The sequence below is a fragment of the Synechocystis sp. FACHB-908 genome (assembly GCF_014698595.1).
Taxonomy (GTDB): domain Bacteria; phylum Cyanobacteriota; class Cyanobacteriia; order Cyanobacteriales; family Microcystaceae; genus Synechocystis.
The window spans coordinates 1-11,857 of the sequence record NZ_JACJTH010000026.1 but is presented as its reverse complement, the minus strand read 5'-3'; the positions used below and the strand labels follow the sequence as shown (position 1 = coordinate 11,857).

Sequence of the window (11,857 nt, the reverse complement as noted above, 5' to 3'; positions counted from 1 at the left end):
TCAAGTCTAAAAGTTTACTAATTGACTGGCAATCCACCCCGTTGATCCTGAACCATAGTGATAAACTTTATACCAAACATGGCCACTGGAATCAGTACTACTATCTAAGATGTCTAAACCCTCACCTGTATAGCCTTGAGTAATAACGCCATAATCTGTTCCCGGACCAGAGCGAATATTTTTAGATCCAGGAATTCCTCCAATAGTTGCGCTAGCACCGCTGGCCATAGCCTTTGCCTGATTTGCTAAAACTTGAACTCTCTGTCTTTCTGCGGCTAAACGCTGCCTTTCTTGCTTAGCTCGTTCGGCCTCAGCAGCTAGTCTTTGACGTTCTTCTTCTACTCGTTTTTGTTCTAATTCCCTTTGACGTTTTTCATTCTCGGCAATTTTTTGCTCTGCTTCTATTCGTTTTTGCTCTGCTTCCTGTTTTTCTTTTTCAGCTTGAGCCGCCCTAGCTTCAGCTTCTTTAATTTGTTGAGTAATTATAAACCCACCTCCTAAACCAGCAGTGACCACAATAATCCCAATAAGAACAGTTAACAGCGTTGCAATTTTTGATTTTCCATTGTTGTTCGAGTAGTTATTATGAGAGTTACCGACGGGCTTAACAACAGTTTCAGCCGTTTTGGTGGAACTTCTCGTGACTAAAAATTCATTACTAGGTGCAACTCGAACAGTTTCCATTGGAAGTGCTGGCTCAGCCCCAGAACTAATTAAGGAGTGTAGAGCCTGATACATTGCTTCGGCACTGGAATAACGACGACTAGGCTCCATTTCTATGGCTTTATTGATTACTTTAGCCAAGACAGAATCGATTTTAGATACATGACTTTGCCAGTCTAATTGGCCTGTTTGCTGGTCGCTAGAAAATTCAACTGGCAACTTCTTGGTAAGAGTGTAAATAATAGTCAGTCCTAAAGCATAAAGATCGGTGCTGAAAACAGAACGTCCCGAACTTTGTTCAGGAGCCATAAATCCCCTAGTGCCAATAACTACAGAGCTAACAGTAGAACCTGAGCCTAAAGTAACAGCCCCCATAGTTTCCTTAACAGCACCAAAATCAATCAGAACGGGTAAGTGATCACTGTCCCGCAAAATAATATTTTCTGGCTTAATATCTCGGTGAATAATTCCTTTGCTATGAATGTATTTAAGGGTAGTTAAAAGAGAAGAAAGAATAGTCTTTGCTTGTTCTGAACTAATAGGAGCAATTTCATTTAGGCTAACTCCTTGAATATACTCTTGGACTAAGTAAAATTCATTATCGTTTGAGAAATAACTATATAATTTGGGAATTTGACTGTTGTGCTCTCCTAAATCTTCTAACACTGAAGCTTCTTTTTCAAACAATTTTTGAATTAACTCAGTGGAGGTATTACTGTTTGCATTGGCTGGTTTAAGACGTTTTATTACCACCAGCTTTTGAGATGGTATCTGAGTATCTTTGGCTAAAAAAGTATCGCCAAATCCTCCTGAACCAAGGGATTTAACAATTTCATAACGGTCGAGTACTTGGACATTCATGTTGTTTGTTTATCTAAAATCAAAAAATTGAAATACTTAAATTCAACTTTAATTCAATCAATTGAACTGTAAAAAACTTATCTTTCAACTTCAATATGACAATTGTAATTCCCATCTTTTTTGGCTTTCCTTCTTAAAATATCAGCCGCCACATTCCAGTTATGCTTAGAAGCAGCGGTATAGGGCATACCACCACAATAACCACCGACAAAGTACCAGTCATCTTTTTCTGCTGTAGAAACAGAACAACTTCCGCCACCATTACCTCGACAGTTACGGATTGCGGCCTGTCTTGCCTTTTCCATAGTTGAGTAACCAGTGGCCCAACCCCAACCCCTTACTCCCTGGGCGATGGCCGAGTAGCCAGCCAAAGCAGGGGAAGCCGCCAAGCAGGTGCTCAATAGGGACAGACCAGAAATAGAAAGGACGTTTTTGGGACTGAAGATAATTTTCATAGCCGTATCGTTGCCTCATACAGACAAACTTATAGGAATATTACCCTAGTTTTACGAAAAGGATCTCATTCCGTCAGGACTCTTTTATTAACTTTCGTTAAAGCCGTTTTCCTTAGGCGATCGCCATGGAGCAAAGGGAAAAACGGAAGAAAATTTATCTGGATTTTGGTAGTACTGTTAAAGTTAATTTCACCAAAATTAGTCAATGGGATAGCATAGTCAGTGCGACAATTCTGTGCTCATTTTCCCTTGGTCTGTCAAAAGAACCTAATTATCCCGACATATTGGAGTGAACTAATGGATATTGTTAAGATCATTTGTGCGATTCTATTGCCGCCCCTGGGGGTTTTCCTGCAAGTGGGTATTGGCAAAGACTTTTGGATTAACCTACTGCTGACCATTTTTGGTTTGTATATCCTCGGTCTTGTCCATGCCATTTGGGTCATTGCCAGGGAACGTTAATTAGTATCAATAAAAACATGGCTAGAGGATCAAGTTTGGTCTACTCCAGCCATGTTTAAGCAGAAATTAATTGCCTAAGATAAAAATAATCATGACCAAATTTTTTGTGGACCGGGGCGGCACCTTTACCGATATTGTTGCCATTACCAAAGATACAAAATTAGCCCAACATTCCGCTAAAGATAGGCGATTTAGCGTATTTATCCTACCCACAAAAGAAACGGTAATTTTATTTAAATTATTATCAGAAAATCCGGAACTTTATGACGATGCAGTTATCCATGGCATCCGAATTATTTTAGGTTTATCTTCCAACGAACCCATCGCCCCAGAAAAAGTTAGCATGGTTAAAATGGGCACCACCGTAGCCACCAATGCGTTGCTGGAACAGAAAGGAGATCCCCTAGTTTTAGTGATGACCCAAGGATTTCGAGACGGGTTGGCGATCGCCTATCAAAATCGGCCGGACATTTTTGCCTTGGAGATTAAAAAGCCTAGCTTGCTCTATGGCCCGGTCATTGAAGCGATGGAAAGAATTAATGCCCAGGGAGAAATTTTACAACCCCTAGATAAGCATAGGATTCACCAGGATTTACAACAGGCCTATGACCAAGGAATTCGCAGTGTGGCGATCGCCTTAATGCACAGTTATCTTTATCCTGACCATGAATTAATTATTACTGAAATTGCCCAAAACATTGGCTTTACTCAAATTTCCCGTTCCTCTGAAGTTAGCCCCCTAATTAAATACATTTATCGTGGCGACACCACCGTTGTGGATGCCTATCTTTCCCCTTTACTGCGGCGTTACGTTGACCAAGTGCAAGGACAATTACCAGGCATAACAGTACAGTTTATGCAGTCCCATGGAGGTCTGGTGGATGGTAGTCATTTCCAGGGACGGGATAGCATTCTTTCTGGCCCAGCGGGGGGCATTGTCGGCGCTGTCAAAACCTCCCAGCGGGCAGGCTTTCGCAACATTATTACCTTTGACATGGGGGGCACTTCCACCGATGTGGCCCATTTTAACGGTACCTATGAACGATTATGGGAGACGGAAATCGCCGGGGTACGTCTGCGGGTACCAAGCTTAGCCATTCATACAGTGGCGGCAGGGGGCGGTTCCATTTTGCACTTTGACGGGCAAAGATACCAAGTAGGTCCCGATTCTGCGGGGGCTAACCCTGGGCCAGCTTGTTACCGTCGGGGCGGGCCGTTAACAGTAACCGATGCCAATGTCATGGTGGGACGGGTGCAAAAAAGCTATTTTCCCCCTGTATTTGGCCCAGAAGGAAATCAGCCCTTAGATATTGATATTGTTCAGGAAAAATTCATCGATTTGGCAAATCAAATAGCTCAATTCACTGCAATTAAACCTATACCAGAGGAAGTGGCGGATGGCTTTCTGGCGATCGCCGTAGAAAATATGGCCAATGCCATCAAAAAAATCAGTTTACAACGGGGCTACGACTTGGAAAGCTATACCCTATGCTGCTTTGGCGGGGCAGGGGGTCAGCTAGTTTGTCGATTGGCCGATCGCCTAGGTATTAGTAAGATTTTTCTTCATCCCTACAGCGGTGTCCTTTCAGCCTATGGCATGGGTTTAGCGGAGCAGCGGGCTTTGCGGGCCATGACCATTGAGCAACCTTTAACAGCGGATAATTTAGAGAGCTTACTAAGCAATTATCAAACCCTAGAAACCCAGTTAGCTGAAACTTTTGTTAATAGTTCCAACAGCAATGGTAAAGCAGAAAATTTTAGTAAATCACCGGAAATACGTCGTCAAATTGATTTGAAATATCGAGGAACTGACACTAGCTTAAGTCTTGATTTTTGCCCAGATTTAACCAGTTTAATCACTCAATTTACAGAACAACATCAACAACGCTATGGGTTTAATCAAACAGGCACTCCCCTCACCATTGCTGCTATTAGTTTAGAGTATATTCAACCTCTAGATTTGCCGCCGGAACCCTGTTTAGCTTCAGTGGTAAAACCGGCCCAAGCTTTAGAAATGGTGGATTTTTATGGCGATCGCCAATGGCATGCCATGCCTGTGTACCAACGTCAGCAGTTAGCTCCACACCAGGTAATTACCGGGCCAGCAATGATTGCGGAAGAGACTGGTACTATTGTAGTTGATCTCGGTTGGCAAGCCCAGTTGGGCCAAGCATCCCCATGGGAACCCCAACCTTGCCATTTGGTGTTGGAAAAAATAGTTAATCAAACAAAAGCTGCTCCTGATTCAATTAATAACAAAGAGGAATTGGAAGTTAAGGTAAATACTGATAGTTATGAAACTATTAGTGGGAATCAAGTCGATCCAGTGCGCCTAGAAATATTCAAAAACCTTTATCAATTTATTGCCGAAGAAATGGGCATTGTGCTGCAAAACACCGCTAGCTCAGTCAACATTAAAGAACGGCTCGATTTTTCCTGTGCCATTTTCGATGCCAATGGAGACTTGGTAGCCAACGCGCCCCACATTCCTGTGCATTTGGGTTCCATGGGGGAAAGTGTCAAAGCTCTTTTGCACGATCGCCATCAGCAATTGCAACCGGGGGATGTGTATCTCTCCAATAATCCCTACAACGGTGGCACCCATTTACCGGATGTGACAGTGATAACGCCCCTGTTTGACTCTGCGGGTAAGGAAATTTTGTTTTATGTTGCTTCCCGGGGCCACCAAGCAGATTTGGGCGGCATTACCCCCGGCTCCATGCCTCCCCACAGTCAAAATATTAACCAAGAAGGTATTTTATTTGACAATGAGTTGTTAGTTAAAGCAGGGGAATTACAAACGCAAGCAATTCGTAATCATTTGCTTAATAACATTTATCCAGCTCGCAATCCCGAACAAAATTTAGCTGACTTTTCTGCTCAAATTGCCGCCAATCAACGGGGCATAATGGGTTTAGAAAGTATGGTAGCCCAGTATGGTTTAAACACCGTTCAGCAATATATGGCCCATGTGCAAAATAATGCCGAACAAGCAGTAACCAAGGCGATCGCCAAGCTGAAATCCGGTCAATTTGTCACAGAAATGGATAACGGCATTCGCATTGCGGTAACTATCACCGTTAACGCCTCCCAAGGCACCGCCATAATCGATTTTTCCGGCACTTCTCCCCAGGGCGATCATAATTTCAATACCCCCAAAGCGGTGGTACAAGCAGTGGTTTTGTACGTTTTCCGCACCCTGGTACAGGACCCCATTCCCCTCAATGCCGGTTGCCTCAAACCGTTAAAAATTATTATTCCCCCCGGTTGCCTCCTCGATCCCCAATATCCCGCCGCCGTGGTGGCCGGTAATGTGGAAACTTCCCAGGCGATCGCCGACACGTTATACGGAGCGTTGGGTTGTTTGGCCGCCAGCCAGGGCACCATGAATAACCTCACCTTTGGAGATGGTCAATATCAATACTATGAAACCATTGCAGGAGGCAGTGGCGCTGGCCCTAGTTTTGCTGGTTGTGACGCAGTGCAAACCCACATGACTAATTCCCGCCTGACAGATCCAGAAATCTTAGAAAGTCGTTTCCCGGTGTTGTTGGAACAATTCGCCATTCGGCCCCACAGCGGTGGCGCAGGTAAATTTCCCGGTGGCAACGGCATTGTGCGCCAGTTTAAGTTCCTTCAACCTCTATCAGTAGCTATTTTGGCTAATCGGCGGCGGGTGGCACCCTTTGGGTTGGCCGGGGGAGAAGCAGGAGCCGTGGGGGAAAATTGGTTACTGCGTCGTTCTGGGGATAAGGTACGGTTAGATAGTTGCGCCCAGGTGGATGTGGCCCCTGGCGATCGCCTAATAATTAAAACACCGGGGGGCGGAGGTTATGGCCATCGAGATTGAACGTAAATTCCTGGTTAAAGATGACCGCTGGCGGGATTTAGCCCAGGGTTATTTGTACCGTCAAGGTTACATTGCGACCAAGGATTTAACCACGGTTCGAGTCCGTACCATTGGCAATCGGGCCTATCTCACTATTAAGGGTAAAAATACCGGCATGGCCCGTTTGGAATTTGAGTATGAAATTCCCGCAGTGGATGCTAATCAAATTTTGACTGAACTTTGTTCACCGCCCCTGATTGAAAAATATCGTTATTGCCTCGATTACCAAGGAAAAACCTGGGAAGTGGACGAATTTTTGGGGGATAACCAGGGTCTAATTTTGGCGGAAGTAGAATTATCCCAAGCTGACGAAAAAATAAGTTTACCCCCCTGGATTGGGAAAGAAGTCACGGATGATGCTCGCTATTACAACGTCAATTTGACTCAACATCCCTACAAAAATTGGTGACAGCTTAAACGATGAACAAACATAAGATTTTTAAGTCTCTTTTTCTTGTTTGAATCCAAAACATAGCCAACCAAATAATTTAAATGATTTATCAATTTTACCTTTTTTCTTTATTTTATCCTCCCTGCATTGACCAAAAAACGATAGCTTACTGAATATGGCTAGTTATGGAAACTTGTAAACTTTGTAGATAGAAGGAATGTTGACTCATGTTCAAAAATGGTTATTTACTAATGGGAATTTTTTCTGCCACTTTTTTTTGGTTATCTGCGACCATTTCTGCCGAAACTGACTTTAATTCCTTTTGGCAACAATTCAAAACTGCAGTGGTTAACAGTGACAAATCCACCGTTGCCAGATTGACAAAATTTCCCCTTTCGATGCCATTTGGAATAGAAAGCATAAAAACAGAAACTGAATTTTTGCAAGGTTACGACGATATTTTGAATATGGAAGCCGATGTGAAGAGATGTTTTCAAACGACTAAACCGAAGCAAGAGGGAAAGGGTTATGCTATTTATTGCACCTTTAAACAGCTACCTGAATCAAGCGAAAATCGTCCGATTAAATATTATTTTGAAAGGACAAAAACGGGTTGGAAATTTGAGGGTATAGATAATATCAACGAGTAAAATATATTTGCAATCGCACCGCCCCCCAGAAATCTGAGATTCGCTCAGAAATTTTTCAATCGCAGATTAAAGTTGCCGGAGAAGAGATTGATTCACGGTAAAGTGTACGAAATTAGCTTGGATTTTCATGATAGGGATTTATGACGGTACTGACTAATTCTTCTTCTGTCCCCCAACTTAATCGCTGTTTAGGATTAATTCAGGTCACCACCCAGGCGATCGCCGTTGTAGGGCCAACCATAACCGCTGTGATCAACATTCCCCAGGTCTATCTCAGTTCCGGGAACAGTAGTTGGCTCACTTACCTGATTGCTTGTCTTTGTATTTTGTTAGTGTCCCAAGTGCTGATTACCTTTGCCAGGCAGGAAGCGGGGACAGCGGGCTTAGCCACCTATGTTTTGCAAGGTTTGGGGGTAACTTTTGCACGGTTAACGGGCTGGTTACTCTTACTGGCCTATGGCGGCTTTGGCATACTACTGCTGGCCATGGCCAGTCAAAGTTTTGCAATTCTAATGGGGATGGCCGGACCCAAACTGCCTCTGTGGTTTTTTGTTGTGGTTTTGGGAGGATTAATTTGGTGGCTAGTGTCACGGGATGTGCGAGTATCCAATGGAATGATGTTGGTGTTAGAAAGTGTTTCAATTATTATAATTTTCTGGTTATGTAGTGTTATTTTATTCCACCATAGTATTAAATTTGATTTGTCAGAATTTCAACTCACCAGCGCCACAGGCAACCAAGTACGTTCGGGCTTAATGATTGCTTTTTTGAGTTTTGTGGGATTTGAAAGTGCAGCTACCCTAGGACGTGAATCTCTCCATCCCCTCAAAGATATTCCCAAAGCTCTACGCATTGCTACTTTGCTGCCAGGGGCACTATTTTTGGTTTGGGCTTATGTTTTAGGACTGGGTTTTAAAGCGGCTCCCAGCAATATTCTCAACTCAGCCAGTCCGCTTGTTAGTCTCGGCGATTTTTTACAAATTCCGACGGCGGCGATGGTAATTAGTTTTAGCGCCTCTGTTTGTTTTTTGAGTGCAAGTTTAGGGGTATTTAGTGCTCTGGCTAGGGTTGGTTTAAGTTTAGGAAAAGAAAAAATTCTTCCTCCATTCAGCACTAAAATTCATCCTGCTTTCCACACTCCGGTGGGCTCCTTAACTTTAGGGTTAGGGATTTGTATTTTGGGTACTTTGGTTCTGCTAGCAATGGGGTTAAAACCCGATGATATTAACGATGTTTGTGGTACTTTTGGGACTTTAGCATTGCTATTGGTCTATGGTCTTGTTTCCATTTCCCTACTGCGGGATCACTATCGCCGTGGTATCCTTTCCCGTTCTATTTTAATCCTTGGTAGTGTGACAATTCTACTATTAGCAACTGCTACTATTGCTTTTTTAAGTGGGTTAAATCAAGGGGATTTGCTCAATACAGTGTTGATTTTCTTCGTTCTAATAGTTCTAGGCATTGGAATAATTGCTCGCCAAGGGGCTGACCGCTCCTGACAGTCGAGAACTAAGACAAAAATTACTGGGGGTTAGGTAGGCGATCGCCAAATTACGAATATTGCTCCGAAACTGACCACATTACCCACTGCGAAGAGTTCTAGCTATCCTTTACTGATAAGAAACTGGGAGAAAATCGTCCTTTTTTTGTAACAAACTATATCAACCTACAACCTTATACCTAAGTATAGGGAATATATTGTAGTAGAGACAGAGAAGAAATGGGAGGGTGAGCATTATGTTAACCGTCAGCGAGGTCGCTCGCAAACTGGGATTAAATCCGCAGACTCTCTATTTCTACGAACGCATAGGGGTAGTCGATCATCCCCAGCGCAACCAATCTGGTTATCGGGTTTATCAAGAGAAAGATTTGGCGATCCTGAGTTTCATTCGTCATGCCAAGGATTTGGGGTTTAGTCTGGAGGAGATTGCCGACATTCTCCACTTACAAAGTCAACAATCCCTGACTTGCGACGAAATTTATCATAAGCTCACGAGCAAAATCCTTCAGCTCGAAAGTGGAATCAAAGAAATGGAAAAAATGAAGGATGATCTATCCAAAATTCTCAGTCTTTGCTGTCAAAGAATTAGTAATGGGGGTAAACACGGTAATTGCTGTTTGTTAAATGAGCAGTTGACTTAGGTATTCTGAGTGATTGAACTTTTATCTACTTTGCTGGCTACTTTGTCAAAAATGCCACAAAAAACACTATTTTCTGGGGATTAAAACCAGAAAGGGAGGGTTTGTCATGTCTTCTAATTCGTCAAGTAAGTTAGGGGATCAACAAAATGTAGGCATCCTCTACAATCTCTACAGTCAAGGGCAAGGAAAATCGGATAAACAAGGAAGTAAACCTACCCTAAGTAAATCAACTCTTCTATCTAGCCTTGAACTAACAACTCCAACCTTAACTCTGGGCCAACGAGGTGGGAGTGTATCTGCTAACGCTGCCTCTAATTTGGCGGCGATCACTCAAATTTCGTCCCAAGGTAAACGGGGCGGTGGTTTGCCAACCGATAAGGGTGGTGGTGGGCCGCCAGATGGCAAAGGCCACGGCGAAGAATCAGTCGAAAATAACCTGTCCTTCCCTGTCATTTTTCCCTCCGGAGTTACGCCTTTAGCTCTACGGGGAGCCATGAATAGCCTAACCCTAACGGATCCTTATTTTGTACCCGGCACCCGTGATGATTATTACTGGTTTGCCCAAAAAAATGAAGGCAACACTTGGCAAGCTTATAACGAACAAGCAACAGGGGCGATCGCCATCGACAAAGTTGACGTGGGGGATGCCCTAGAGTCTGCCAGGATTGAGCTAGGTCAGTTTGTCCGAATCGAGTTGGCTTTATTTAAAGATATTGGGGATCCTCTTATCTCCGATGATGGGCAACTCGCCTACCATATGGAACAAATTGATGGTCAAGGCAAGACCGAAGTTCAGGGCACTCGCTATACAGCAGCATCGTTGCAACAGACTTTTGCTAGTGCCGATGATGCCTTTACCCAACTGGGGGATAGTGGTCTTCCCATCTATCGCAGTGACTTAGCCACCGTCTATGCACCGTCCCAGGTGATGAACCTAACCATTCAAAAATTCGAACATGATCCGGTTACAGGACTGGACTGGAACGGGGACCAATGGGTTGGCCTTGGCATTGGGACCAAAGACTACGCTGCTAGCACAGCATTTGGTTCAGAATTAGCCGTATCAGGTAAGGTTATTTCCGGCGTCTCGGGTAAACCGTTCAAATTCACTGATGCAGGAAACTATCGCATTACCTTTGAAATTGAAGAGGGGGCTTCGATTTTCTTGGATGCGGGGACTGAACGTTACAATGTCGCAGGCGCCAGGGGGATGGTGATTGTTCCTGATAGCTCCAACCATAATGGTTTGATCTATCTCGATATTGCTGTGCCCTCTTCTGTATCGGGTACTGAGGAAGTTGTCTTGGGAACCCAGGACGTCTTTAAAACCCAATTTGTTGAATTGGCACCCGTCAGTTAGCTTTAAATCCCTCCCAGGGAGCAAGTAAGTTTTCTTTCCCTTCCTCAGCTAAGGGTAGAGCTATCCGTTGGAAGATTAACAAAAATCTGCTTGCGGATAGCTTTTGATCGGCGCAAATTTACGAAAGGGTTCCAGCAGGGGTTTTGTCCAGCGCCCCCCGAAGGACAGTTAGATTTAGGGGATGAATTGCCGGTGCTTTTCCTACTCTCTGAACGTACAATTTAACTTGATTTGGGCTAGTAGTCCTTGGAATTGACAGAGAGAAAATAAGTAGGAGTTGGGTTGGCGATTAAAGCTCTAACTTAAAAGCTGTAGTAGAACTAGTAAGTATATTTAAAGAAAAAGCTACAGCTCTAAGTAAAAATCGTTGCTTATATTTTTCAGGTAAGATCAGTTTTTAGAGCCAGACATAGAATGAACTAGAGTTGATTTAACAGTCTTTAACCAACGCCAAGAAACGGCATTAATTAGTAATCCCAGCAGAAATAGAAATATCATTAAAAATATTTGGTACCAAACAATCGTTTCTAAGCTAAGATCAGCAATCAAATGCCCTAAGTTAAGCACTGAATATACTACAGTTAAGCCAAAATGAACCTGACGTACTTTGCGGGACTGACTAAAAGAAATAACGATAATAGCAAATAGTGGCAGTATAAAAAAGATTAACATCAGCCAAAAAATTGGAGAAACATCGGCCATAGTTTGCCCATGGAACTCCGCCACACTCAAATCATGAAAAAGGGGCATTAATCCCAAATCAGTATGAAACAGCATTGCCAACAAAAACACTGTCCAGAGGTTAACAATACGATGACTGTAATCCATAGTATTTCCTCTAAAAAAATGAGAGTGGTCTAAATTTTGTCTAAGAAAGTGTTTGAAAAGTTTTAAGCAAGCCTTTGAAGCATGAGATGAACCATGGCAACATAGAGCATGGTCTCACTGGTGGTAGGTAAATATTCATAATCCTTGCTTAAACGA

At 43.2% G+C, this 11,857-nt stretch carries 10 protein-coding genes and 1 pseudogene; 7 read left to right on the top strand and 4 right to left on the bottom strand.

The window, feature by feature from the left end; translation table 11 throughout:
• Positions 1-6: 6 nt before the first annotated feature.
• Positions 7-1,524 carry a protein kinase gene (locus H6G46_RS09160; protein WP_010873953.1) on the bottom strand — a complete coding sequence of 506 codons (1,518 nt, stop codon included), beginning with the start codon at positions 1,522-1,524 and terminating at the stop codon, positions 7-9.
• A gap of 77 nt (positions 1,525-1,601) precedes the next feature.
• Positions 1,602-1,979, bottom strand: a complete 378-nt coding sequence (locus tag H6G46_RS09155; RefSeq protein WP_010873954.1) for a DUF4189 domain-containing protein — start codon at positions 1,977-1,979, stop codon at positions 1,602-1,604.
• 297 nt (positions 1,980-2,276) lie between these two features.
• On the opposite strand from H6G46_RS09155, the gene H6G46_RS09150 reads away from it, so the two are divergent.
• The 7 genes from H6G46_RS09150 (at position 2,277) to H6G46_RS09120 (ending at position 10,873) form a co-directional block, all read left to right on the top strand.
• The gene (locus H6G46_RS09150) at positions 2,277-2,441 is read left to right on the top strand and encodes a YqaE/Pmp3 family membrane protein (RefSeq protein ID WP_014407150.1); all 165 of its coding nucleotides are present in this window, start codon (positions 2,277-2,279) and stop codon (positions 2,439-2,441) included.
• A gap of 91 nt (positions 2,442-2,532) precedes the next feature.
• Entirely contained in the window at positions 2,533-6,291 is a 3,759-nt protein-coding gene (locus H6G46_RS09145; protein ID WP_010873956.1) for a hydantoinase B/oxoprolinase family protein, read from the top strand.
• A complete protein-coding gene (locus H6G46_RS09140) occupies positions 6,275-6,739 on the top strand; it encodes a CYTH domain-containing protein (protein ID WP_010873957.1) in 465 nt (154 codons plus the stop codon). The genes H6G46_RS09145 and H6G46_RS09140 overlap by 17 nt, the downstream gene beginning before the upstream one ends.
• Positions 6,740-6,948: 209 nt before the next feature.
• Complete coding sequence (locus H6G46_RS09135; RefSeq protein ID WP_010873958.1) at positions 6,949-7,371, top strand: hypothetical protein; 423 nt, start codon at positions 6,949-6,951, stop codon at positions 7,369-7,371.
• Between the two features lie 140 nt (positions 7,372-7,511).
• Positions 7,512-8,870 (top strand): APC family permease, encoded by a 1,359-nt coding sequence (locus H6G46_RS09130; protein ID WP_010873959.1) that lies wholly within the window; start codon positions 7,512-7,514, stop codon positions 8,868-8,870.
• Between the two features lie 229 nt (positions 8,871-9,099).
• The gene (locus H6G46_RS09125) at positions 9,100-9,513 is read left to right on the top strand and encodes a heavy metal-responsive transcriptional regulator (RefSeq protein ID WP_010873960.1); all 414 of its coding nucleotides are present in this window, start codon (positions 9,100-9,102) and stop codon (positions 9,511-9,513) included.
• Between the two features lie 106 nt (positions 9,514-9,619).
• Positions 9,620-10,873, top strand: a complete 1,254-nt coding sequence (locus H6G46_RS09120) for a hypothetical protein (RefSeq protein ID WP_010873961.1) — start codon at positions 9,620-9,622, stop codon at positions 10,871-10,873.
• 390 nt (positions 10,874-11,263) lie between these two features.
• On the opposite strand, the gene H6G46_RS09115 is transcribed toward H6G46_RS09120, so the two are convergent.
• Positions 11,264-11,701: a hypothetical protein gene (locus H6G46_RS09115; protein WP_010873962.1), complete on the bottom strand. Its 438-nt coding sequence runs from the start codon at positions 11,699-11,701 to the stop codon at positions 11,264-11,266.
• A gap of 62 nt (positions 11,702-11,763) precedes the next feature.
• Positions 11,764-11,857, bottom strand: a pseudogene (locus H6G46_RS09110) (IS5/IS1182 family transposase); the annotation flags it as partial.